The organism is Achromobacter sp. ACM02, assembly GCF_014851605.1.
Taxonomy (GTDB): Bacteria; Pseudomonadota; Gammaproteobacteria; order Burkholderiales; family Burkholderiaceae_B; genus Achromobacter; species Achromobacter aegrifaciens.
Genome location: NZ_JACUZY010000004.1, coordinates 349,059 through 373,208, shown reverse-complemented (window position 1 = coordinate 373,208; position 24,150 = coordinate 349,059). Strand labels below are relative to the sequence as shown.

24 protein-coding genes are annotated in these 24,150 nt (G+C 66.9%); 14 read left to right on the top strand and 10 right to left on the bottom strand.

Annotation, left to right across the window (positions count from 1 at the left end; translation table 11 throughout):
- Positions 1 to 22 precede the first annotated feature (22 nt).
- Together IB258_RS14285 and IB258_RS14280 are read left to right on the top strand one after the other, a co-directional pair.
- The gene (locus IB258_RS14285; RefSeq protein WP_054452311.1) at positions 23 to 529 is read left to right on the top strand and encodes a phosphatidylglycerophosphatase A; all 507 of its coding nucleotides are present in this window, start codon (positions 23 to 25) and stop codon (positions 527 to 529) included.
- Entirely contained in the window at positions 526 to 1,092 is a 567-nt protein-coding gene (locus tag IB258_RS14280) for a CinA family protein (protein ID WP_175212592.1), read from the top strand. Before IB258_RS14285 ends, IB258_RS14280 begins: the two co-directional genes overlap by 4 nt.
- Positions 1,093 to 1,137: 45 nt before the next feature.
- On the opposite strand, the gene pyrF is transcribed toward IB258_RS14280, so the two are convergent.
- Genes pyrF through IB258_RS14265 form a run of 3 tightly spaced genes read right to left on the bottom strand, consistent with a single transcriptional unit; the run spans position 1,138 to position 3,730 of the window.
- Complete coding sequence (gene pyrF, locus IB258_RS14275) at positions 1,138 to 1,956, bottom strand: orotidine-5'-phosphate decarboxylase (RefSeq protein WP_054451925.1); 819 nt, start codon at positions 1,954 to 1,956, stop codon at positions 1,138 to 1,140.
- A gap of 6 nt (positions 1,957 to 1,962) precedes the next feature.
- On the bottom strand, positions 1,963 to 3,282 hold the full coding sequence (locus tag IB258_RS14270) for an NAD(P)/FAD-dependent oxidoreductase (protein WP_125472476.1): 1,320 nt from the start codon (positions 3,280 to 3,282) through the stop codon (positions 1,963 to 1,965).
- A 49-nt stretch (positions 3,283 to 3,331) separates the two neighbouring features.
- Complete coding sequence (locus tag IB258_RS14265; RefSeq protein ID WP_054451923.1) at positions 3,332 to 3,730, bottom strand: diacylglycerol kinase; 399 nt, start codon at positions 3,728 to 3,730, stop codon at positions 3,332 to 3,334.
- Positions 3,731 to 3,912: 182 nt separating this feature from the next.
- Here IB258_RS14265 and IB258_RS14260 point away from each other — a divergent pair, with 182 nt between their 5' ends.
- The 11 genes from IB258_RS14260 to IB258_RS14210 all read left to right on the top strand — a co-directional run bounded on the left by IB258_RS14260 (position 3,913) and on the right by IB258_RS14210 (position 16,059).
- The gene (locus tag IB258_RS14260; protein WP_192352762.1) at positions 3,913 to 4,650 is read left to right on the top strand and encodes a FadR/GntR family transcriptional regulator; all 738 of its coding nucleotides are present in this window, start codon (positions 3,913 to 3,915) and stop codon (positions 4,648 to 4,650) included.
- Positions 4,651 to 4,699: 49 nt separating this feature from the next.
- Positions 4,700 to 5,734 (top strand): L-idonate 5-dehydrogenase, encoded by a 1,035-nt coding sequence (locus IB258_RS14255; protein WP_192352865.1) that lies wholly within the window; start codon positions 4,700 to 4,702, stop codon positions 5,732 to 5,734.
- Positions 5,735 to 5,796: 62 nt separating this feature from the next.
- A complete protein-coding gene (locus tag IB258_RS14250) occupies positions 5,797 to 6,771 on the top strand; it encodes a sialic acid TRAP transporter substrate-binding protein SiaP (protein ID WP_054451920.1) in 975 nt (324 codons plus the stop codon).
- Between the two features lie 63 nt (positions 6,772 to 6,834).
- Entirely contained in the window at positions 6,835 to 7,461 is a 627-nt protein-coding gene (locus IB258_RS14245; protein WP_125472475.1) for a TRAP transporter small permease, read from the top strand.
- 44 nt (positions 7,462 to 7,505) lie between these two features.
- Complete coding sequence (locus IB258_RS14240) at positions 7,506 to 8,912, top strand: TRAP transporter large permease (RefSeq protein ID WP_175160381.1); 1,407 nt, start codon at positions 7,506 to 7,508, stop codon at positions 8,910 to 8,912.
- Positions 8,913 to 8,925: 13 nt separating this feature from the next.
- Complete coding sequence (locus tag IB258_RS14235; RefSeq protein ID WP_175160379.1) at positions 8,926 to 9,672, top strand: SDR family oxidoreductase; 747 nt, start codon at positions 8,926 to 8,928, stop codon at positions 9,670 to 9,672.
- 29 nt (positions 9,673 to 9,701) lie between these two features.
- A complete protein-coding gene (locus IB258_RS14230) occupies positions 9,702 to 10,568 on the top strand; it encodes a fumarylacetoacetate hydrolase family protein (protein WP_192352761.1) in 867 nt (288 codons plus the stop codon).
- A 26-nt stretch (positions 10,569 to 10,594) separates the two neighbouring features.
- Entirely contained in the window at positions 10,595 to 12,130 is a 1,536-nt protein-coding gene (locus tag IB258_RS14225; protein WP_119451998.1) for a UxaA family hydrolase, read from the top strand.
- A gap of 46 nt (positions 12,131 to 12,176) precedes the next feature.
- Positions 12,177 to 13,388, top strand: coding sequence for a D-mannonate dehydratase ManD (gene manD, locus IB258_RS14220; protein ID WP_054451915.1), 1,212 nt, complete (start codon positions 12,177 to 12,179; stop codon positions 13,386 to 13,388).
- 3 nt (positions 13,389 to 13,391) lie between these two features.
- A complete protein-coding gene (locus IB258_RS14215; RefSeq protein ID WP_192352760.1) occupies positions 13,392 to 14,954 on the top strand; it encodes a mannitol dehydrogenase family protein in 1,563 nt (520 codons plus the stop codon).
- A gap of 40 nt (positions 14,955 to 14,994) precedes the next feature.
- A complete protein-coding gene (locus tag IB258_RS14210) occupies positions 14,995 to 16,059 on the top strand; it encodes an Ldh family oxidoreductase (RefSeq protein ID WP_192352759.1) in 1,065 nt (354 codons plus the stop codon).
- A 28-nt stretch (positions 16,060 to 16,087) separates the two neighbouring features.
- Here the strand turns inward: IB258_RS14210 and IB258_RS14205 are convergent, their stop codons facing one another.
- The 5 genes from IB258_RS14205 to IB258_RS14185 all read right to left on the bottom strand — a co-directional run bounded on the left by IB258_RS14205 (position 16,088) and on the right by IB258_RS14185 (position 20,744).
- On the bottom strand, positions 16,088 to 17,089 hold the full coding sequence (locus IB258_RS14205; RefSeq protein ID WP_125472468.1) for an amidohydrolase family protein: 1,002 nt from the start codon (positions 17,087 to 17,089) through the stop codon (positions 16,088 to 16,090).
- 68 nt (positions 17,090 to 17,157) lie between these two features.
- A complete protein-coding gene (locus IB258_RS14200; protein ID WP_119452003.1) occupies positions 17,158 to 17,709 on the bottom strand; it encodes a 3-hydroxyanthranilate 3,4-dioxygenase in 552 nt (183 codons plus the stop codon).
- Between the two features lie 140 nt (positions 17,710 to 17,849).
- On the bottom strand, positions 17,850 to 18,818 hold the full coding sequence (locus IB258_RS14195) for a LysR substrate-binding domain-containing protein (RefSeq protein WP_175160369.1): 969 nt from the start codon (positions 18,816 to 18,818) through the stop codon (positions 17,850 to 17,852).
- Positions 18,819 to 18,824: 6 nt separating this feature from the next.
- Positions 18,825 to 19,262 carry a RidA family protein gene (locus IB258_RS14190; protein WP_054451909.1) on the bottom strand — a complete coding sequence of 146 codons (438 nt, stop codon included), beginning with the start codon at positions 19,260 to 19,262 and terminating at the stop codon, positions 18,825 to 18,827.
- Positions 19,263 to 19,286: 24 nt separating this feature from the next.
- Complete coding sequence (locus IB258_RS14185) at positions 19,287 to 20,744, bottom strand: 2-hydroxymuconic semialdehyde dehydrogenase (protein ID WP_192352758.1); 1,458 nt, start codon at positions 20,742 to 20,744, stop codon at positions 19,287 to 19,289.
- Between the two features lie 141 nt (positions 20,745 to 20,885).
- Here IB258_RS14185 and IB258_RS14180 point away from each other — a divergent pair, with 141 nt between their 5' ends.
- Positions 20,886 to 21,377: a MarR family winged helix-turn-helix transcriptional regulator gene (locus IB258_RS14180; protein WP_119452006.1), complete on the top strand. Its 492-nt coding sequence runs from the start codon at positions 20,886 to 20,888 to the stop codon at positions 21,375 to 21,377.
- Between the two features lie 11 nt (positions 21,378 to 21,388).
- Here IB258_RS14180 and IB258_RS14175 read toward each other — a convergent pair whose 3' ends face one another.
- Both IB258_RS14175 and groL read right to left on the bottom strand, forming a co-directional pair.
- Entirely contained in the window at positions 21,389 to 22,306 is a 918-nt protein-coding gene (locus tag IB258_RS14175; RefSeq protein WP_054451906.1) for a YihY/virulence factor BrkB family protein, read from the bottom strand.
- A 200-nt stretch (positions 22,307 to 22,506) separates the two neighbouring features.
- Complete coding sequence (gene groL, locus IB258_RS14170; protein WP_054451905.1) at positions 22,507 to 24,147, bottom strand: chaperonin GroEL; 1,641 nt, start codon at positions 24,145 to 24,147, stop codon at positions 22,507 to 22,509.
- Between the last annotated feature and the right edge of the window lie 3 nt (positions 24,148 to 24,150).

Here is a 24,150-nt window from a genome sequence, read left to right as displayed (position 1 = left end):
GACCGACAACCGTCCCACCTCCATGCGCGACCGAGCCCGGACCGCATACCCGCCGCTGTCCTGGGTCTGCCGCGATCCGGGCCGGCTCATCGCCTTTGGCTTTGGCAGCGGCCTGATCCGGCCGGCCTCCGGTACCTGGGGCACGCTGCTGGCCTGGGCGATCTGGGTCGCCGCCGCGCCCGCAGCCTCGGATTGGGCGATCGGCGCATTCCTGGCGCTGGCTTTTTTGTATGGCTGCTGGGCCTGCCATCGCGTCGGGCGTGAACTCCAGCAGTCGGATCATGTCGGAATGGTCTGGGACGAGATGGTGGCGTTCTGGCTGGTGCTCTGGCTGACGCCCGCGGGCTGGTTGCCGCAGGCGCTGGCGTTCGTGCTGTTCCGCACGTTTGACATCGTCAAGCCGCCTCCCATCAAGTTCTTTGACGCCCATATCAAAGGCGGTTTCGGCGTGATGTGGGACGATATCGTGGCGGCTGGATACGCCCTGCTGGTCATGGCGCTGGTCGTGCGCACAGGAGTCTTGGGATGAGCGGACAACAAGAAGGCACCCGGCCCAATCTGTCGGCCGAACAACTGGCGCAAGCCACTTCGCTGGCGCTGGTTGAACGGCTGGGCGAAACGCTGCGGCGCAAGGGCTGGATGCTGGGCACGGCCGAATCCTGCACCGGAGGCCTCCTGGCCGGCGCGATGACGGCGGTGGCCGGTTCCAGCGACTGGTTCGAGCGCGGCTTCGTGACCTACAGCAACGAGGCCAAGGTTGCTGAACTGGACGTATCGCCCGACGCCTTGCACCACTTCGGCGCCGTCAGCGAACCGGTGGCGCTGGAGATGGCCAACGGCGTGCTGCTGGCGTCTCCCGCCGCGCATGTGGCGGTGTCCACGACCGGCATCGCCGGGCCGGGCGGCGCGACGCCGGGCAAGCCGGTGGGCATGGTGTGCTTCGGCTTTGCGCAACGTTCGGGCGAAGGCATCAGCAGTCGCGCCGTCACGCACGTGTTCCCCGGCGACCGTGCGCAGGTGCGCCAGGCGGCGGTGGACTACGCGCTGCGCGGGTTGCTGGAATTGTTGGGCGCGCCGGTCAACCGGCGCTGAGAAACGGATTGCGCGGCAGGGGGCTGCCGGCCCCCATGCCCCGGATCAGCGCACTGCGTTGATCGCGTCGCGCAGGCCCTTGGCCGCCGTGCCGGCGGCCTCGCGCCAGTCGTCGCCGCCGCTGGCGTAGATGATGGCGCGGGACGAGTTGATCATCATGCCGCTGCGGGCCGCGTTGGCGCCGGCGTTCACGGTGGCGGTGATGTCGCCGCCCTGGGCGCCGATACCTGGCACCAGCAGGGGCACCGCGTCGCCGATGCGTGCGCGCACCGCGGCCAGCTCATTCGGGAAGGTCGCGCCCACCACCAGGCCGCACTGGCCATTGGCGTTCCACTTGTCGGCGACCAGGCCTGCGACGTGCAGGTACAGCGGCTCGCCATTGTCCATCTTCAGGAATTGCAGGTCCGAACCGCCGGGGTTGGAGGTGCGGCACAGCACGATCACGCCGCGGTCGCGCCACGCCAGATAGGGCTCGACCGAGTCCAGGCCCATGTAGGGGCTGACCGTCAGCGCGTGCGCCTGGTAGCGTTCGTAGGCTTCGCGGGCGTAGTTCTCGGCGGTGGAGCCGATGTCGCCGCGCTTGGCGTCCAGCACGATGGGCAGGTCAGGGTGTTTTTCGCGGATGTGCTGGCACAGCGCTTCCAGCTGGTCTTCGGCGCGATGGGCGGCGAAGTAGGCGATCTGCGGCTTGAAGCTGCAGGCATAGGGCGCGGTGGCGTCCACGATGTCGCGGCAGAACTGGAAGATGGCGTCGGGCTTGTCCTGCAGTTCGCGGGGGAAGCGCTGCGGGTCGGGATCCAGCCCGACTTGCAGGAGCGAGTTGCTGGTGGTCCAGGCGTGTTCGAGTTTTTGCAGGAAATTCATGGGAGTTCAGTGCAGTTTGACCCGCGGGCGCGTGCGCCGCATGAGCAGGCGGGCCAGGGCAAGGGAGGCGGTACGCGAGATGCCGAGCACCGCTTTGTGGTGCATCAGGTGCAGGCTCATGTACATCAGGCGTGCCAGTGTACCGCTTACGAACAGTCCCCGTCCGGCCAGCTTGCCCATCAGGCTGCCGACGCCAGCGTCCTGGCCCAGCGACACCAGCGAGCCATGGTCCTCGTAGACATAGGGCGTGGTGGGCTCGGGCGTATGGCGCAGGCGCGCGGTGAGTTTCTTGGCCAGATAGTCGGCCTGCTGGTGCGCGGCTTGCGCGCGGGCGGGCACGCTGCGGCCGTCGCGCCACGGCGCGGCGCAGCAGTCGCCCAGCGCCAGGATGTGCGGATCGGCGGTTTCCAGCCGTTCGTTCACCTCCACCTGGCCCACCCTGTTCAGCGGCAGGTCCAGGCCGGCCAGCAGGGCCGGGCCCTGGATGCCTGCCGCCCACATGCAGAGCTGGGCCGGGAACTCGCGGCCGTCGGCCGTCTTGACGCTGTCGGCGGTGACTTCCGAGACCCGGCAGGACGCTTCCACCCGGATGCCCAGTTCCGTCAGGCGGTTGGTGGCCGCGACCGAGATCTTCTCGGGCAGGGCCGACAGGATGCGCGGGGCGCCTTCCACCAGGGTGATGGCCAGATCGCGTTCGGCGCGGAAATTCGGCAGGCCGTAGGCGCTGACCACGTGGCTGGCCTCGACCAGCTCCACGGCCAGCTCGACGCCGGTGGCCCCGCCGCCCACGATCACCAGATCCAGGCGGGCCGAGGGATTGCGCACCTTGGCCTGATCCACCAGGGCCATGGCCTTGAGCATGGTCAGGCGGAACTGCTCCGCGTTTTCGGTGGAATCCAGCGTGACCGCATGTTCGGCCGCGCCGGGCGTATTGAAGAAGTTGGACGTGCTGCCCAGAGCCAGGACCAGCGTGTCGTAGGCGAGCTCGCGGCGTGGCAGGACTTCCTGGCCTTGCGCGTCGTTCACCGCGTCCACGGTGATGCGGCGGTGCTCGCGGTCGATGTGTTCCAGGCGGCCCTGCGCGAACGAAAACCCGTTCATGTGGGCCAGCATCAGGTAGGACAGGCCTTCCTGGTGGATGTCCAGCGTGCCGGCGGCCGCTTCGTGCAGCGAGGGCTTCCAGATATGGAAGGGGCGGCTGTCGACCAGCGTGATGTGCTGCCGGCCATGCACGCGGCCCAGCTTGGCCGCCAATTCCAGGCCGCCGGCGCCGCCGCCGACGATGACAATGCGCTCAGAGGAGTCGGGCGTCGATCTAGGCATCATGGCTTCCAGTATAAATAGCGGCGCATCTCCCGGGAGATGACTAGCGGTGTCAATGCATGACGAAACGGCTGATGGCCACGCCCACCCAGACCGTCCCGGCGAAGATCAGCAGCAGCATCACGGCGGCGCTGCCCAGGTCCTTGGCCCGCCCCAGGAGCGGGTGCGATTCGACGGAAAGCGCGTCGGCCAGCGCCTCGATGGCGGAGTTCAGCAGCTCCGCCGCCAGCACCATGATGACCGTGCCCACCAGGAAAAACACTTCAACCGTCGTGCGGCCGAGGAAGAACGCGGCCGGGATCATCAGGACGGCCAGCGCCAGCTCCTGGCGGAAAGCCGCCTCGTATTTGATCGCGGCCTGCAGACCCTGCAGGGAGTAGCGCAGCGCATTCAGGATGCGGCGCAGGCCCCCGGTGCTTTTGTAGGGCGAATGATGCGGATTCTGTGACATGGGTGCGGAAAATGGGCTGGGTGTGGCGGCTTTTTAACAGATATGCATTGCCCGCGAAGCCATCGCACGCATCTTTGGGCAAACCCTAATTGTGACGTATCCGGCGCGGGCGCAAGATTTGGTCAATTGGTAAGGCCACTTTACCTTTTGGCCTGAATTTTCGACTGACGCCACCGTAGTCCATGCCCATTCAGACCATCGAACCCCGCCGCCTGTATCGCCAGATCGCCGACCAGCTGCGCCTGCTGATCGAGTCGGGCGAGTTCCCCGCCGGCGCGCGTCTGCCGCCCGAGCGCGATCTGGCGCTCAAGCTCGGCGTGTCCCGCCCTTCGGTGCGCGAGGCGCTGATCGCGCTGGAGGTCGAAGGCTGGGTGGAAGTCCGCATGGGTTCGGGCGTCTATGTGCAAAGCCTGGCCGGCGGGCCGCGCGCCAGCCTGACGGCAGAGAGCCCGCTGGAAACCATACGCGCCCGCCAGGTGATCGAAGGCGAGCTGGCCGCGCAGGCCGCGTTGCGCAATACGCCCGCGCTGGTGGATGGCCTGGCCGAAGCCGTCGGCACCATGGAAGACGAGGCGCTGGCCGGCAACGTGCCGATCCGCGGAGACCGGCTGTTCCATCTGCGCGTGGCCGAGATGGCGAACAACGCCGTGCTGGTGCGCGTGGTGAGCGAACTGTTCGACGAGCGCCACAATCCGCTGTCCGTGAAGCTGGGCGACTACTTCGAGAATCCTTCCAGCTGGGCGGCCGCCATCGCCGAGCACCGCAAGGTGATCGACGCCATCCGCGCCGGCGACGACCGCGGCGCGCGCGCCGCCATGCACCACCATCTGGCCTGCTCGCACGACCGCCTCACCGCAAGCTGGCCCGGCGCGGACGTGTCCGGTCAGCTCTTGGATAGCCGGGAGCAGACGGAATCATGAGCATCGCACGCAGATGCCCGATGTTCGGAACGCCAAGGAGCAAGTCGCCATGACGCTGGCCTGTCGCATCCACGGGGCGCGCGACCTGCGCCTGGAACCGGACGAAGTTGCGCCGCTGGCGCCGCACGAGGTAGAGCTGAGGCTGGGCGCCGCGGGCATCTGCGGATCCGACCTGCACTATTTCCTGCATGGCCGCGTGGGCGCCTTCGTCATCCGCGAACCCCTCATCCCCGGCCACGAGGCTTCGGGCGTGGTGCTGCGCACGGGCGCTGCCGTGCGGTCGGTGGCGCCGGGCATGAAGGTCGCCATCAATCCTTCCCACCCTTGCGGCGGCTGCGATTACTGCCGCGCCGGCCGCGACAATCTTTGCCGCAACATGCGCTTTCTCGGCAGCGCCAGCATCTATCCGCATGTGCAAGGCATGTTCCGCGAGCGCTTCGTGATGGGCGAACGCCAACTCACGCCGGTGCCGGAAGCAGACGTTACGCTGGGCGAGATCGCCTGTGCCGAGCCGCTGTCCATCGGCCTGCATGGCGTCAACCGGGCGGGTCCCATGATGGGCAAGCGCGTGCTGGTGACGGGCGGCGGCACCATAGGTTGCATGACCGTGCTCGCCGCCAGGCTGGCGGGCGCGGCCCACGTGACCGTGGCGGACGTGGCCGACCGGCCGCTGGACATGGCGCGCCAGGTCGGCGCCGACCTGGCCGTGCGCAGCGACCAGCTCGCGCCCGCCGATCTGGCCGATATCGCCGACATCAGCATCGAGGCCGCCGGCAGCCCGGCGGCGCTGGCGACCTGCCTGACGGCGACGCGGCGCGGCGGCCGCATCGTGCAAGTGGGAACGTTGCCCGCCGAGGGCATCGCGTTTCCGGCCAACAACATCATGGCGCGGGAGCTCGACTACGTCGGCGCGTTCCGCGCGGGCGTGGAGTTCGATTGGGCCGTGTCCTACCTGCGTACGCGCAAGGTGGACGTGCGGCCCCTGATGAGCGCGCAGTTGCCGTTGTCGCAGGCGTTCGAGGCCTTCGAGCTGGCGGCGGATCGCAGTCGCAGTACCAAGGTGCAACTTGTAGTTGAAGCGTGACCCCGCTGGCGGCTCACCATGGGCCGCCACGCCGGGCATTCAAAAAACAACGAGGAGACGACATGAACCTAGGCAACGCCGTCAAGGCGCTGGTTGCCGCCCTGGCGCTCGCCGCCAGCGGCAGCGTAGTGGCGCAGACCAAGCTCAAGTGGGCCCACGTGTACGAGACATCCGAACCCTTCCATACCGCCTCCGTCTGGGCGGCGCAGGAAATCGGCAAGCGCACCAACGGCCGTTACCAGATCGACGTATACCCGGCCTCGCAGCTGGGCAAGGAAAACGACATCAACCAGGGCCTGACCCTGGGCACGGTGGATATGATCATCTCCGGCTCCAGCTTCGCGGCCAAGAGCTTTCCCCGCATCGGCGTCACGTACTACCCCTACATCTTCCGCAATCCCGAGCACCTGATCGCCTACACCAAGAGCGATATCTACAAGGAGCTCACGCGCGGCTACGACGAGAAGAGCGGCAACCACATCGTCGCCACCACCTACTACGGTACGCGCCAGACCACGTCCAACCGACCCTTCACCAAGTGTTCCGAAATGAAGGGCCTGAAGATCCGTGTGCCTGACGTGGCCGCCTATCTGGCCATGCCGCGCGCCTGCGGGGCCAACACCGCGCCGATCGCCTTCGCCGAGGTCTACCTGGCTTTGCAGAACGGCACCGTTGAGGCGCAGGAGAACCCGCTCACCACCATCGAGGCCAAGAAGTTCTACGAAGTGCAGAAGAACATCATCCTCACCGGCCATATCGTCGATCACCTGAACACGGTGATCTCGGGCAAGCTGTGGAAGAGCCTGTCCGACGAGGACAAGAAGATCTTTGCCGAAGTGGCGCAGCAGGCGGCCGAGAAGGCTTCCGCCGAGGTCGCCGAAAGCGAGAAGAAGATGGTCGAGGTGTTTCGCAAGCGCGGCCTGAACGTGGCGGAGGTGAACGTCCAGGACTTCCGCGACACCGTGCTGGAGAAAGTGCCGTTCAAGCAGTACGGCTACGAAAAATCGGATTGGGAACGGATCCAGGCCGTGAAGTAAGCGCGCCCGGGGCCGCCCCGCGGCCCCGCATCGACCCGTCCGACTCCGCACAAGGGGAACGCCATGCATTCCGATGCCAAGGCCGCCGTGATGGCGGCCGCCAGCAACAACCCTGTCCATCCCGCGGGGCACCAGCCGCCCGCCACGGCGCAGGAGATCGTCCAGAGTTTCGAGGAAGCCGATCATCACGAGGTCAGCCTGGCGGGCTACCAGCCCGAGGACTGGATCTGCCTGGGTATTTTCTGGACCATGGCGCTGCTGGTCTTCCTGCAGTTCTTTTCGCGCTATGTGCTTAACGACTCCTACGCCTGGACCGAGGAACTGGCCGTCTATTGCCTGATCGGCGTGGTGTTCATAGGCTCGGCCATGTGCGTGCGCGCCTGCCGCCACATCCAGGTGGATTTCCTGTACCGCTACCTGCCGCGCCCTGTCGGTCGCACGCTGGCCACCGTCATCGACCTGCTGCGCACGGCGTTCTTCGGTTATGCGGTGTGGCTCACCTACCGCTACATCGCGCTGGTGGGCGACGAGCCCATGACCACGCTGTTCTGGAACAAGGCCTATGTCTACTGGATGGCGTTGGCGGGATTCGTCCTGATGTTCCTGCGCTCGGTGCAGGTGTCGATCTGCAATTGGCGCCAGGGCTACTCCATCCTGGAAAACCCCGCGGCCTACGAGTCGCAGGACTAGCCGGGGCGGCCCCGGAATCCGACAACGACAACCGGAAGCGAGACATGGGCATACTGATCGGAACCTTTCTGCTGTTGATGATCTTCGGCCTGCCGGTGGCGGTGGCCATGGCAGGCGCATCGCTGCTGTTCGTGCTGATTTCGGGCAGCGTGCCCGACGTGGTGGTGGCGCAGCGCATGATCGCGGGGGTGGAGTCCTTCCCCCTGCTGGCCGTGCCGTTCTTCATCCTGGCCGGCAACCTGATGAACATCGCGGGCATCACCGGCCGCATCTATAACTTCGCGGTTGCGCTGGTGGGCTGGATGCGCGGCGGACTGGGGCAGGTGAACATCATCGGTTCGGTGGTGTTCGCCGGCATGTCGGGTACGGCCATTGCCGACGCCGCGGGCCTGGGCACCATCGAAATCAAGGCCATGAAGGATCACGGCTACGAAACCGAGTTCGCGGTGGGGGTGACGGCCGCCTCGGCCACGCTGGGTCCCATCATTCCGCCGTCGCTGCCCTTCGTCATCTACGGCATGATGGCCAACGTGTCGATCGGCTCGCTGTTCCTGGCCGGCCTGATTCCCGGCGCAGTCCTGACCGTGCTGATGATGCTGACCGTGGCCTATTACGCGCGCCGCAACAACTGGGGCGGCGACGTGTCCTTCGACTGGAAGCGCCTGGGCGCCGCCGGGCTGGAAGTCGGCATCGTGCTGGCGTTCCCGCTGGCGATCTGGCTCATGACCGAGGCCGGCATGTCGGCGAACCTGGCAGCAGGCATCGCCTTTGCCGTGTTGCTGGCGCTGGACTGGCGCTACAACTTTTCGGCGGTGATGGCGCTGATGGCGCCCGTCATCCTGATCGGCGGCATGACGCTGGGCTGGTTCACGCCCACGGAGGCCGCGGTGGCCGCGGTGATATGGGCGTTGTTCCTGGGACTGGTGCGCTATCGCTCCATGACCTTGCGGACCTTGGCCAAGGCGACTTTCGACACCATCGAGACCACGGCGTCGGTGCTGTTCATCGTCACCGCAGCCTCGGTGTTCGCCTGGTTGCTGACCACCACCCAGGCGGCCCAGGCGCTGACCGACGGCATACTCAGCGTGACCCAGAACAAATGGGTGTTCCTGCTGATGGCCAACGTCCTGATCCTGATCGTGGGCTGCTTCATCGACACTATCGCCGCCATCACCATCCTGGTGCCTATCCTGCTGCCCATCGTGCTCAAGCTCGGCATCGATCCGATCCATTTCGGCCTGATCATGACGCTGAACCTGATGATCGGTCTGCTGCACCCGCCCATGGGCATGGTGCTGTTCGTGCTGGCGCGCGTGTCCAAGCTGTCGGTGGAACGGACCACGGTCGCGATCCTGCCATGGCTGGTGCCCCTGTTCGTGGCGCTGATCGCCATTACCTATATCCCCCAGATCACGCTCTGGCTGCCCACCGCCATGGGCATGGCCAAGTAAAGAGGAAAACGTCATGACTGGAAGGCTGCAAGGCAAGACCGCCGTCGTCACCGCCGCGGGGCAAGGCATAGGCCGCGCCGTGGCCGAGGCCTATGCCCGCGAAGGCGCCGACGTGCTGGCGCTGGACATCAACGGCGGGGCGCTGGAGACGCTGGCGGGATGCCGGCGCCGCGTGCTGGACGTGACCGACGCCGCCGCCATCGGCGCGCTGGTCGCCGAGGCGGGGCCGGTGGACGTATTGTTCAACGGCGCCGGCTTCGTGCATGCCGGAACCATCCTGGACTGCGATGAAAAAGCCTGGGACTTCTCGTTCGAACTGAACGTGAAGTCCATGTACCGCATGATCCGCGCCTGCCTGCCCGGCATGCTGGCGCGGGGCGGGGGCTCCATCGTCAACATGGCCTCGGTGGCGTCCAGCATCAAGGGCGCGCCCAACCGCTGCGTCTACGGCGCCACCAAGGCAGCGGTGATCGGGCTGACCAAGTCCGTGGCCGCGGATTACGTCGGGCAGGGCATACGCTGCAACGCCATCTGCCCGGGCACGGTGGAATCGCCTTCGCTGCGCCAGCGCATCGAAGCGCAGGCCAGCGCCGGCGGGCAGACGCTGGCCGTGGTGGAGGCCGCCTTCGTCGCCCGCCAGCCCATGGGCCGCATCGGCAGCGCCGAGGAAATCGCCCTGCTGGCGGTGTACCTTGCCAGCGACGAGTCCGCCTTTACCACCGGCACCGCCCAGGTCATCGACGGCGGCTGGTCGAACTGAACATTTACTACACACATGAGGAACATGCGATGAAACTGTTGCGCTATGGTGCGAAAGGCGCGGAGAAGCCCGGAATGCTGGACGCCCGCGGGCAGGTGCGGGACCTGTCGGCGGTCCTGCCGGACATAGGCGCCGCCACGCTCACGCGCGCCGGCCTTGCGCCGCTGCGCGCGCTGGACCCGGCCAGCCTGCCGCCGGTGGATCGCCCGGGCCGCCTGGCTCCGCCCTGGAGCGGCATGGGCAAGTTCATCTGCATCGGTCTGAACTACGCCGACCACGCAGCGGAGTCGGGCCTGCCGGTGCCGGCCGAGCCTGTGGTCTTCATGAAGCCAACCTCGGCCGTGGTCGGCTGCAACGATCCTGTGGTGCTGCCGCAGGACTCCGTCAAGACCGACTGGGAAGTCGAGCTGGGCGTGGTGATCGGCGAGCGGGCCCGCTACGTCAGCGAGGCGGACGCCATGAAGCACGTGGCCGGTTATTGCGTGGTCAACGACGTGTCCGAGCGTGAATACCAGATCGAGCGCGGCGGTACCTGGGACAAGGGCAAGGGCTGCGATACCTTCGGCCCGGTCGGCCCGTGGCTGGTCACCGCCGACGAGATCGCCGACCCGCAGGCGCTGGACATGTGGCTGGACGTCAATGGCAAGCGCTATCAGAACGGCAGCACCCGCACCATGGTGTTCGGCGTGGCGCAACTGGTGTCCTACGTCAGCCGCTTCATGACCCTGTACCCGGGAGACCTGATCAGCACCGGCACGCCGCCGGGCGTGGGCATGGGCCAGAAGCCGGCGCCCGTGTACCTGAAGGCCGGCGACGAGATGCGGCTGGGCATTGCCGGCCTGGGCGAACAGCAGCAGCGCGTCCACGCCTGGGATCCTGCGCTGATCGACGGTTAGCGGCGCGAGAACGCCAGGAGGCATTCATGTCTGAAACCGATACCGCCGTCATACGCATCCACCCGGCGGACAATGTGGTGATCGCCAGGCGCCAGCTGGCCGGCGGCACGCGCCTGGCTGGCGAAGACGTCGTCGTGCGCGGCCTGGTGCCGCCAGGGCACAAGGTGGCAACGCGCGCCATCGCCGCGGGCGAGCCGGTGCGCCGCTACAACCAGATCATCGGTGTCGCGCGCTGCGACATCGCGCCCGGCGCGCATGTCCACACGCACAACCTGGAGTTCTCCGACTTCGAGCGCGATTACGCCGTGGGCGTCGACGCGCGCGCCACCGATTACGTCGACGCGCCCGCGCAGTTCGACGGCATCGTGCGCGCCGACGGCCGCGTCGCCACGCGCAACTACATCGGCATCCTCACCAGCGTGAACTGTTCGGCCACCGCCGCGCGCGCGATCGCCGACCATTTCCGTCGCGATATCCATCCGGACGCGCTGGCGGCCTATCCCAACGTGGACGGAGTGGTGGCGCTGACGCATGGCGCCGGCTGCGCCACGGGCAGCGAGGGCGAACCGCTGCGCCTCTTGCGCCGCACGCTGGGCGGCTACGCCCGCCATCCCAATTTCGCGGGGCTGCTGGTGCTGGGCCTGGGCTGCGAAACCAACCAGATCGGCGGCCTGATGGAGCAGGAGGGGCTGCGCGAGAGCGGCTTGCTGCATACCTTCAACATCCAGGAGACCGGCGGCACGCGCAAGACCGTGGAGCATGGCATTGAACTGGTGCGCGCCATGCTGGCGCAGGCCGACCGCGTCCAGCGCCAGCCCGTGCCTGCAAGCATGTTGACCGTGGGCCTGCAATGCGGCGGGTCCGACGGCTATTCGGGCATCAGCGCCAATCCGGCGCTGGGCGCCGCAGTGGACCTGCTGGTACGCCATGGCGGCAGCGCCATCCTGTCGGAGACGCCGGAGATCTATGGCGGCGAGCACCTGCTGACCCGGCGCGCCGCCACGCCCGAAGTCGCGGCCAAGCTGCTGGCCCGGCTGCGCTGGTGGGAGGACTACTGCGCCCGCAACGATGCGGAAATGGACAACAACCCCTCGGCCGGGAACAAGGCGGGCGGGCTGACCACCATCCTGGAGAAATCCCTGGGCGCCATCGCCAAGAGCGGCACGACCCGCCTGGCCGACGTGTACGAATACGCCGAAACGGTGAGGGCGCGCGGGCTGGTGTTCATGGATACGCCGGGCTACGACCCGGTGTCCGCCACCGGCCAGGTCGCGGGCGGCGCCAACCTGATCTGCTTCACCACCGGCCGCGGCTCGGCCTACGGCTGTGCGCCCGCGCCGTCCTTGAAGCTGTCGACCAACACGGCGCTGTGGCAACGGCAGTCCGACGACATCGACATCAATTGCGGCGAAGTGGTTGACGGCGCGCAAAGCGTGGCCGGCATGGGCGAGCGCATATTCCGTCTGATGCTGGAAACAGCCTCGGGCCGGCGCACGCGCAGCGAGGAACATGGCTACGGCCAGAACGAGTTCGTGCCTTGGCAGTTGGGCGCGGTGATGTAGGCGCCCGGCGTCGGCCAGGGGTTTCCAGCATTCCACAGGACTATCCATGAAGATTACCCAAGCGCGCGTCATCGTCTGCAGCCCCGGCCGCAATTTCGTTACCTTGAAGATCGAAACCGATGAAGGCCTGTACGGCATCGGCGATGCCACGCTCAATGGCCGTGAGCTGGCCGTGGCGGCCTACCTGACCGAGCACGTGATTCCCTGCCTCATCGGCCGCGATCCGCAGCAGATCGAGGATATCTGGCAGTACCTGTACCGCGGCGCATATTGGCGGCGCGGTCCGGTCACCATGTCTGCGATCGCCGCCGTGGACACGGCCTTGTGGGACATCAAGGCCAAGGCCGCAGGCATGCCGCTGTACCAGTTGCTGGGCGGCAAGAGCCGTTCGGGCGTCATGGTCTACGGCCACGCCAATGGCCGCGACATCGACGAAACCGTGGACGAGGTGCTGCGCTACCGCGAGATGGGCTATCTGGCCATCCGCGCGCAAAGCGGGGTGCCGGGCCTGAACTCGGTCTATGGCGTGGGGCGCGGCCGCATGTTCTACGAACCCGCCGACGGCTCCCTGCCGTCCGAGCACGATTGGTCCACGGAAAAGTATCTGGACCACGCGCCGCGCCTGTTCCAGCGGGTGCGCGACGCAGTGGGCTGGGACACCCATCTGCTGCACGATGTGCATCACCGGCTCACGCCCATCGAGGCCGGCCGCCTGGGCAAGTCGCTGGAGCCCTACCGCCTGTTCTGGATGGAGGACGCCACGCCCGCGGAAAACCAGGAAGCCTTCCGGCTGATCCGCCAGCACACGGTCACGCCGATCGCGGTGGGCGAAGTCTTCAACACCATCTGGGACTGCAAGGACCTGATCGAAAACCAGCTGATCGACTACATCCGCGCCACGGTGGTGCATGCGGGCGGCATCACGCATCTGCGCCGCATTGCCGATCTGGCCGCGCTCTATCAGGTGCGGACCGGCTGCCATGGCGCCACCGACCTGTCGCCAGCCTGCATGGGAGCCGCTCTGCATTTCGACCTGTGGGTGCCGAATTTCGGCATCCAGGAGTACATGCGGCACACGGACGAAACGGACGCAGTGTTTCCCCACGCTTACAGCTTCAATCAGGGCATGCTATACCCTGGCGACGCGCCGGGCCATGGTGTCGACATCGACGAAAAGCTCGCCGCCAGATATCCCTACCAACGCGCCTACCTGCCGGTCAACCGGCAGGCGCATGATGGCGCACTATGGCACTGGTAATCCATGCTCGAACGTTTGAATTCGGAGTCCCTGGCGCATCTGCCCGAGGACGTGGAATCTCCCGCCTATGACCGCAGCCGGGTCACGCCCGGCATTGTGCATCTGGGCATAGGCGCTTTCCACCGCGCCCACCAGGCGGTGGTGACGGACCTGGCCATGGCCGCCAGCGGGGACCTGAGTTGGGGCATCGTGGGCGTTTCGCTGCGCAGCCCCGCCACGCGCGACGCGCTGACGCCGCAGGACGGCCTGTACACCCTGGCGCTGCGCGACGCCGGCCCGGATGGGCAGTTGCGGGAACAGTTGCGGGTGGTCGGGTCGGTGTTGCGGGTCGTGGTGGCCGAGGAAGATCCCCAGGCGGTGCTGGAGCGCATCGCGTCCGCCCAGACGCGCATCGTCAGCCTGACCGTCACCGAGAAGGGCTACAGCCACGAACCGTCCACCGGCCACCTGCGCTGGGATGACCCGGACATCGTGCACGACCTTGCGCATCCGGTCAGGCCGCGCAGCACCATCGGCATCCTGGTGTACGGCCTGGCGCTGCGGCGCGAACGCAGCTTGCCCCCCGTCACGCTGCTGTCCTGCGACAACCTGCACGCCAACGGTGACACGCTGCGCAGCCTGGTGCTGGCCTTCGCCTTGCGGGTCGACGTGGGCCTGACCGCATGGATCGACAACAACTGCACTTTTCCGAATTCCATGGTGGACCGCATCGTGCCGGGCACGCAGGACGAAGACCGCGCGCGCGTGGCAGAGCGCCTGGGATTCGAGGACGCCTGGCCGGTGGTGGGTGAACCCTTCCTCAACTGGGTCATCGAGGACAAGTTCGCGGCCGGCAGGCCTGCCTGGGACGCGGCCGGCGCGAACTTCGTGCGCAACGCGGCGCCATACGAACGCCTGAAGCTGCGCATGGTCAACGCGCCGCATTCCGCGTTCGCGTACCTGGGCTCGATGCTGGGTCTGCGCACCAATAGCGAAGCCGCCGCGACGCCGGCGCTGCGCCGCTATGTGGACGACATGATGCGGCTGGAGCTTGCGCCCACGCTGCGCGGCGTTCCGGGATCAGGGCTGGATGAGTATCGCCAGCGCTTCCTGGCGCGCGTGTCCAATCCGGCGCTGCCTCACCTCACCCGGCAGGTCGCGATGGATGGTTCGCAGAAGGTGCCGCAGCGCCTGCTGGCCGCCATCCGCGACCGCAAGCAACGGGGCGACGATTTCAGCCGGCTGGCCATGTCCGTAGCCGCCTGGCTGCATTACCTGCGCGGATACGACGAGCAGGGCAACACTTATGCCATCCAGGATCCGCTGGCCAGCGCGCTTGCCAAACTGCTGGCGCGCGCCGAGGTGGCCGCAACGGCTTCGGCCCCTTCCCAGGCAGCGCATCGGCGAGCCACTGTGATGGCGGGATTCCGGCCTGTGTTCGGCGATCTGGGCAGCAAGCCCGCTTTTGTCGAGGCGCTGGCCCTGCAGCTGGAACGCCTGCGCACGCTGGGCGTGCTGGGCGCGCTGGAGGCCCTGGAGCAGGACGCGGCGAGGGAAGACTCGGCGCAGCCCGTGCCGGCCGCTTGACCGCTGGCGGCGCGCCGCCAGCATCCATAAGGAGCGCAGCATGGCAAGGTCGGAAGGCGTGGGCGCGGCGCATTGGCAGGAATGGGGCGAAGCGTGCTTGCGGGTCCTGGATTTCAATGAAGACGACGGCCACTGCCTGGCGTCCAGCCTGGCGCAGACCAGCCTGTGGGGCATTGACTCGCATGGCATCGCGCGGCTGCCGCACTACCTGAACCGGGTCGTCCATGGCTCCATCCTGGCGCGGCCACAAATCCGTGTCGAGCAGAGCGGGGCGGCTTGTGCGCAGGTGCATGGCGGCAGGGGCCATGGCATCGTGGTGGCGCACCGGGCCAACGAGACGGCCATGGCGCTGGCGCGCGAGGCGGGCGTGGGCGCCGTCGGCGTCAGCGACTCTTCGCATTGCGGAGCCATCGGCCTGTACACGCGCGCGGCCGCTCGGCAAGGGCTGATCGGCATGGCCTACACGCATTCCGATTCCATTGCCGCGCCGTTCGGCGGCCGGCAACCGTATTTCGGCACCAACCCCATTTCCTTCGCTTTCCCCAGACAGGATGGCGAGCCGCTGTGCCTGGACATGGCGACGACCTCAATCCCATGGAATCGCGTCATGAACGCGCGCCGCGACGGCGCAGAACTGCCCGGAGGCGTGGCGCTGGACGCCGAGGGACGTAGCGTGACCGACGCGCGGCGTGTCCGCGCCTTGACGCCCTTGGGCGGCGACTACGGCCACAAGGGCTACGGCCTGGCGATGATGGTCGAACTCTTGTGCGGGCCGCTCAACGGCAATCCCCATGGACCGCACATCGGTCCCATGTACGAGCAGCTGGATCGTCCACGCGAACTCGGGGCGTTCTTCATCGTCATCGATCCCGCCCGGTTCGCGGGCGGCGCGACGTTGGCCGCCGTGGTGGCGGGCATGGCGGCCGAACTGGCGGCGCAGCCCGGTTCGCCACGCATGCCGGGCGATCCCGAACTGGCCTCGCAGGCGCAGCGCCAGGCCGCGGGGATTCCGGTGCCGCCGGCCTTGAAGGCCGAAATGGCCGAATGGAGCGCCAGGTTGGGGCTTGCGCTGCCGCCGTTCACACCGCTGGACGGCCAGGCCTGAGCGCAGCCGTCCCGCTACGCAGGAAGCGTCAGCGGACCAGGCCGAAGAACTCCATCGTGTTGCGGCTCAGAATCTTCTGCTGCACGTCCGGCAGCAGGCCAGCGTGGGTCACCAGCTTGCCCACTTCCTGTTCGCCCAGGGGATAGGGGTAGTCGGATCCTAGCAGCACCCGGTCTTCGCCCATTACGTCGATCAGCAGGCGCAGCGCGCGCGGGTCGAACACCGCGCTGTCGGTGTAGAAGCGGTCGGTGTACGAAGAGGGCAGCTGCGGACAGTCCTGGCGGATGATGTCGCGATGGCGCCAGGCATTGTCCACGCGGCCCAGCAGGAAGGCGAAGCTGCCGCCGCCGTGCGCGAAACAGAGCTTCAGGCTGCGCGGGATGCGCTCGAACGCGCCGGACAGGATCAGCGACAGGATGCCCAGCTGGGTTTCAGCGGGCATGGAGACCAGCCACGGCAACATCCATTTCTTCATGCGGCCGTCGGTCATCATGTCCCAGGGATGCACCAGCACCGGGATGTGATCGTTGGCGCAGTGGATCAGGAACTGCACCAGGGTCTCGTCGTCCAGGTCGCGCGGGCCGACGTGGTTGCCGATCTGCACACCCAGGTGGCCGGCGGCGCGGGCGCGCGACGCTTCCTTGCAGGCCAGCTCCAGATCCTGCAGCGGCACCTGCGCCAGCGCCTTCAGGCGCGCTGGCGCATGGGCGCAGTGTTCCAGCGCCAGGTCGTTCATGCGCGCCGCCCAGTCGGCGGCGGCCCGGGCCGGATAGGAGTAGCCGAACATGATGGGCGTCGCGCAGAGGATCTGCAGGTCTACGCCGTTGCGGTCCATCTGTTCCAGGCGCAGGGCCGGGTCCCACAAGGTGGCGTCCACCGGGCGGAACGGGCGGTCACCCGCCATGATCTGGCCGCTCGAACCGTCGCCGTCCAGCCGCAGCCAGGGCGCGTTGACGGGGTCCAGTGCCGCCGCTTCCTGCCGGGTGATCGGCGGGAAGAAGTGCGCGTGCATGTCGATTTTCTGGGTCATGTGCAAAGGAAAAGAAGTCGGTCGGGCGCGTGGCGGTGTGGCGCAAGATTGGGCAAAAGGAAACGCCCCTAGGCCGGGGCCGCCTGCGCGGAGGGCGCATGCCCCTTGCCCGGATGGATCTCGCCGCAGCTGGGACAGGTGCGTTTCTCGGTGCTGGAATAAAAGGCCTGGAACAGCGGCGGCAGGTCGGTCACGATGCTCTTGAGCTGTACCTCCACGCGGTGCACCAGGCTGCGGCATTGCGGGCAATACCATTCGAAGCCGTCCAGCAAGCCTTCAGGGCGCTGGCGTTCGATGACCAGGCAGGCGCTGTCGGTCTCGGGTCGTTGCGGCGAATGCCGCACGTGCGGCGGCAGAAGGAAAATATCGCCTTCCTTCAGATCCACGCGCTCGGGCTTGCCGTCCACCCACAGCGACAGCCAGGCGTTGCCGCGCAATTGGTAGAAGAACTCTTCCAGCGGGTCGTCGTGGTAGTCGGTGCGGTGGTTCGGGCCGCCGACCACGGTGACGATGAAGTCGGCGTCCTGCCAGATCTGCTGGTTGCCGACCGGTGGCTTGAGCAGGTGCGCGTGGTCGTCTATCCAGCGCTGGAAGTTCAACGGCGGGCCATAGGCAGGCATGCGGATCTCCGGAAGTCTGGGGGGCGGACCGGGGCTGCCCCATAGCCCGCAGTCTAGGCGGGACCTTGCGGGCCTGCACAATAGAAATTACGCCGCCGGGTATGCGGCTTGTCTATGGCGGGATAACCCTGACCTGTCTGTCAACCGACGGCTTCAGCGCGCTGCGCCGCGATCTGCTTCAGATGGTCCACCAGGCGCTGGCAGGCCGGCGTCAGCGGGCGGTCCGCGCGCACCGAGTAGCCCACGTCGCCGAATGCGCCGAAGGCGTCGGTGGGCAGGCGCGCGAGCATGCCCGTGGCCAGGAACGGCGCTGCCGCGTCGTAAGGCAGCAGCGCCAGCGCGTCGCTGTGCATGAGCACGCCGATATTGGTCAGGAGCGATAGCGATTCGACATGCCGGGCCGGCAGGCGCAGGCCGGCGTCCAGGAAGCTGCGCTCGATCGAAGCGCGCAGCGGCGAGCTGGCGGCGGGCAGGATCCAGATGTGATCGGTCAGCGCGGCCAGCGGTGCGGACGGCGCGCCGGCCAGGGGATGGGCGGCGCGCGCCACCAGGCACAGCTCCTCGCGGTACAGCTTGTGATGGTCCACCGCCACGCCGGAGATCGATGCCATGTCGGCGCCGGGCAGGCGGCCCACCACGATGTCCAGGTCGCCCGTGGCCAGCGCCGGCAGCAACTGGGAGGTCGGCCCTTCGCGCACGCTGACCTGGATGCCGGGGTGCGCGGTCATCAGGCGCGCAATCGCCTCGGGCAGCAGCTTGGCCGACGCAGCGATGAGCGTACCCACCACCACATGGCCGCTGGCCCCGCCCAGCACCGCGTCGATGTCGTCGGCCATGTAGCGGATCTCGGCCATCATGGCCTGGACCCGGCGGCCCAGCACCACGGCCAGCTCGGTCGGCGTGACGCCGCGGTTGGAACGGTCGAACAGTGACGCGCCGAAGAAGGTCTCCAGTTCGTGGATGGCCTTGGTGACGGTGGGCTGGGTCAGATGCAGCTCGCTGGCGGCGCGCGACAGCGAACGGCATGCCAGCACGCGCTCGAACACCTGCAATTGGTGCAGCTTCAGCTTGCGGCTGAGCGCGTTGGGCGTGATGCGGAAGTCCGACATGCGCCGCTAGCGCACTTGCGGCTTGTAGGCGACCGCCTTGATCTCGATCAGCAGCTGCGGGTGCGGCAGCTGATGCACGGCGACGGTGGTACGGGCCGGACCGTCGGAGTCGAAGTACTCGCCGTACACCTGGTTGTAGCCGCCGAAATCATTCATGTTGACGAGGAAGGTGCTGATCTCGACCACGTCGGCCAGCGTCGCATCGGCCGTGGCCAGGATGTCGCGGATGTTCTCGATGACGGCGCGCGTCTGCACCCGGATGTCCAGCATGGCGGTGCCCATGGCGTCGACCTCGGCGCCCGCGATGCGGTTGTCGGGCAAGCGGGAGCTGGTGCCGGAGACATACAGGAAATCGCCGGCGCGCTTGATGTGCGGATACTTGCCGCGGGGCGTGGCCTTGCCGGCGACGACGGTGGCGCTGACGCCGGGCTGGGGTTGGTTCATCGCGTCTTCCTTTGCGTGGGGTGGTCAGAGCTTAATGCAGACATTGGTGGGTTCGGTATAGAAATGCAGCGAATGGCGTCCGCCTTCACGGCCGATGCCCGATAGGCCGCTGCCGCCGAACGGCGTGCGCAGGTCGCGCAGGAACCAGCAGTTGACCCAGGCCAGGCCGACCTTCATGGCCTGCGCCACGCGGTGGCCGCGCGTGAGGTTCTGCGTCCAGACGGCCGCAGCCAGGCCGTAGCGCGTGTCGTTGGCCAGTCTGATGGCTTCTTCTTCGGTGTCGAAGGGCGCCACGTGGCAGACCGGGCCGAAGACTTCCTCCTTGATGCAGCGGGCGGTCTCGGGCAGGCCGGTCCAGATCGTGGGCTGCACGTAGGCGCCTTCGTCGCGCGCATCGCCGAATATCGGCACGCCGCCGCCGGACACCACCGTCGCGCCTTCCTCGCGCGCCAGGGCGAAGTACGACAGCACCTTCTCGCGATGCTCGCGCGACACCAGCGGTCCCATCTCGGTGGCCGGATCCATGGGCCAGCCGATGCGCAGGGCTTCCGCGCGCGCCGCCAGCGCGGCGACGAAGCGCTCATAGATCGGGCGTTCGACGTAGACGCGCTCGGTGCACAGGCAGACCTGCCCGCAGTTGGCGAACACCGATTGCGTCACGCCGTCCACCGCGGCATCGAAATCCGCATCGGCGAACACCAGCGCCGCGTTCTTGCCGCCCAGCTCGAACGACACCGGCTTCACGCCCGGCGCCACGGCTCGCATGATGGCCGCGCCCGTGGCCGACTCGCCCGTGAAGGTGATGCCGTCGATGTCCGGATGGGTGGTCATGAATTCGCCCGCCGAGCCAGGTCCGAAGCCATGCGCCAGGTTCAGCACGCCGGCAGGCAGTCCGGCCTCATGCGCGACCTCGGCCAGCAGCGTGGCCGTGGAGGGCGTGACTTCGGACGGCTTCATGATCACCGTATTGCCGAATGCCAGCGCCGGCGCCACCTTCCAGGTCAGCAACAGGAGCGGCAGGTTCCAGGGCGAAATCACGCCCACCACGCCCAGCGGCTTGCGGTAGGCGTAGTTCAGCGCCTGGCGGCCATCGGGCGTATCCGTCATGTAGCTTTCCATGTCCAGCGTGCGCGCCAGTTCCGCGAAGGCGCGGAAATTGGCGGCCCCGCGCGGAATGTCGATCTTGCCTGCCCAGCCCACCGGCTTGCCGGTGTCTCCGATCTCGGCCTGCAGGAAATCGTCGAAGCGCCGCGTGATGCCGTCGGCCAGGGCCAGCAGATGATCGGTGCGCTCGGCCACCGACAGCGCCGCCCAGGCGGGCAGGGCTCGGTGCGCCGCCGCCACCGCGCGGTCGATCTGGTCGCGGTTGGCTTCGTGGACCTGGGCGACCAGGCGCCCGTCCACCGGGCTGTGCTTGTCGAAGGTGGACGCGCCGTCTTCGAAGCGGCCGTCGATGTAGTTGCGCAATTGTCGGATCGTCATGTGCAGGGCTCGGTCTGGATGCAAAATAAATACGTATACGTACTATATTGGCGGATCCGGAGAAGCGCAAGGTTTCCTCGCCATCTCCGACTTTGCGCACGCCTGCGCCTACAATCGCCAGGCGTATTCCTTGGAAGCCCGATGACCGCCAACGCCAGACCCGCCCGTGCCAAGCAGGCCGCACCCCAGGCCCTGCAGGCGTTCGACCTGACCCAGGTCGCATCCCATCTGCTGCGCCGGGCCCATTTCCGGGCCGAAGCCCTGTTCGCCCAGGCCTTTCCCGACGAAGACCTGACCCCGCGCCAGAAGGCGTTGCTTATCACCGTCTATCAGAATCCGGGCGCGACCCAGAACCGCATCGCCGAACTGATCGCGCTGGACCGCAATTCCTTCGCTGAAATGATCGCGCGCATGACCAAAAAGGGCTACGTGCGCCGTAAGCGCTCGGCCCAGGACGGGCGCGCCTATGCGCTGGAGATCACGGAAGAGGGCATTGCTCTGTTGGCGCGCATTCTGCCGCAGGATGCTGCGGTCGAGGCGGAGGTCCTGGCGCCCATCCCTGAGGATTTGCGGCCCGTGTTCCTGAAATGCCTGCGCCTGATGGCGGGGCTGGAGCAGCAGGACGATGCCTGAGCGCGTCTGATTCAGGCGTCCGCTGCAGGCGCCGAGTCCGACGCGGGCGCGCTCTTCCTGCCGAAGCGCAGCGCGAACTGGCGCGTGAACACCGCACCGAAGAAGAAGATCTGCGCCGAATAGTAGATCCACAGCAGCAGCGCGATCAGCGACCCCGCCGCGCCGTAGGCCGACACCGCTGCGCCCCGGCTGAGATAGACGCCGATGCCCCACTTGCCCACCAGGAACAGCGCCGCGGTCACGATGGCGCCCGGGATCACGTCCGGCCACGAGATCTTCGCGCTTGGCAGCAGCTTGTAGATGACCGCGAACAGCGCCACCACGATGGAGAAGGAAAACAGGCTGGAAATCCACTCCGCCACCAGGGCGAAGGACGAAGCCGTCCAGAGATCGCCGTAATAACCCCGTGCGGCTCCGAGCGCGGCGTTCACCGTCAGCGATATCAAGAGGAATAGCGCCAGCACCAGCACCAGGCCGAACGACAGCATGCGGCTGCGGACCATGCCGTGCAGCCCGCCTTTCTGGTTGGCGGAGACTTCCCACAGTTCGTCCAGGCTGGCCTTCAGTTCCGCGAAGGCCGTGGTGGCGCTGAAGATCAGCACGAAGATCGATATCAGCGCCGCGATCCAGCCCTTGCCTGATTCATGGGCGCTGGCCAGCACCGTCTGGATGACTTCAGCGCCGCGCTCGCCGGTCAGCTCGCGCAGTTGTGAGAACAACTCCGAGCGCACCGCGTCTTCGCCGAAGAACGCGCCCGCCACCGCGATCACCAGGATCAGCATGGGCGCAAGCGAAAACACCATGTACAGCGCCAGCGCCGCGCCCTTGCTGGAGGCGCGATGGGTGGACCACTGTTTGGCCGAGTCCATCAACAGCCCGCCGATTTCGGACGGACGCAGGGCGCGCAACAGGGTCGGGGGCAAACGCATGGGACTCGGCTCGTTCTGAGGGAGCCTTCATTGTAGGGACGCATGCGCTGCGGCGAAACCCGCAGATTGTGCGCAAACGTGTTCTTTGGCGAGGCCGCGTTGCGGAAAAAAGAAAAACCCCCGGGGCGAAGGACCGGGGGTTTTTCGGGATACTGCATTCCCCGGCCGGAGCCGGGGAGGCCTTGCAAGGATGGCGGGACTTAGAAGTCCATGCCGCCCATGCCGCCCATGCCGCCGGGCATGGCCGGAGCAGCGGGCTTGTCTTCGGCCAGTTCGACCACGGCAGCTTCGGCGGTCAGCAGCAGGCTGGCGACGGAAGCGGCGTTCTGCAGGGCGGTGCGGGTCACCTTGGTGGGATCCAGCACGCCTTGCTCGACCAGGTCGGTGTACTCGCCGGTCGCGGCGTTGTAGCCGTAGTTGCCCTTGCCGTTCAGCACGGTGTTGACGACCACGCTGGCTTCTTCGCCGGCGTTGGTGACGATGGTGCGCAGCGGCTCTTCCACAGCACGCAGGATCAGCTTGATGCCGGCGTTCTGGTCAGGCGTGTCGCCCTTCAGGTCAGCGATGGCTTGCTTGGCGCGCAGCAGAGCAACGCCGCCGCCAGCCACAACGCCTTCTTCCACTGCAGCGCGGGTGGCGTGCAGGGCGTCTTCGACGCGAGCCTTCTTTTCCTTCATTTCGACTTCGGTGGCAGCGCCAACGCGAATCACGGCAACGCCGCCGGCCAGCTTGGCCACGCGTTCTTGCAGCTTTTCACGGTCGTAGTCGGACGTGGCTTCTTCGATCTGGACGCGGATTTGCTTGACGCGAGCTTCGATCGACTTGCTGTCGCCAGCGCCGTCGATGATGGTCGTGTTTTCCTTGCCCACTTCGATGCGCTTGGCTTGGCCCAGTTCAGCCAGGCCGGCCTTTTCCAGCGACATGCCGGTTTCTTCGGAGATCACCGTGCCGCCCGTCAGGATGGCGATGTCTTCCAGCATGGCCTTGCGGCGGTCGCCGAAGCCAGGAGCCTTGACTGCGGTCGTCTTCAGGATGCCGCGGATGTTGTTCACAACCAGGGTAGCCAGGGCTTCGCCTTCGACGTCTTCAGCGATGATCAGCAGCGGACGGCTCGACTTGGCAACTTGTTCCAGCACGGGCAGCAGGTCGCGGATGTTGCTGATCTTCTTGTCGAAAATCAGGACAAACGGATCTTCCAGAGCGGCAACTTGCTTGTCCGGGTTGTTGATGAAGTAGGGCGACAGGTAGCCGCGGTCGAATTGCATGCCTTCGACGACGTCCAGCTCGTTTTCCAGCGACTTGCCGTCTTCGACGGTGATGACGCCTTCCTTGCCGACCTTGTCCATCGCGTCAGCGATGATCTGGCCGATGGAGGTGTCGCTGTTGGCGGAGATCGAGCCGACCTGGGCGATTTCCTTGCTGGTCGTGACCGGCTTGGATTGCTTCTTCAGTTCAGCGACGGCGGCGGCGACAGCCTTGTCGATGCCGCGCTTCAGGTCGATCGGGTTGAAACCGGCGGCAACGTACTTCAGGCCTTCCATGACGATGGCCTGGGCCAGCACGGTGGCGGTGGTGGTGCCGTCACCGGCGTTGTCGGAGGTCTTGGAGGCAACGTCCTTGACCAGCTGGGCGCCGATGTTTTCGAACTTGTCCTTCAGTTCGATTTCCTTGGCGACGGACACGCCGTCCTTGGTCACGGTCGGGGCGCCGAACGAGCGCTCCAGCACGACGTTGCGACCCTTGGGGCCCAGGGTGGTCTTGACAGCGTTGGCGAGAACATTCACGCCGCGGACGATGCGCACGCGGGCGTCGTCACCGAACAGTACTTGCTTGGCAGCCATTTC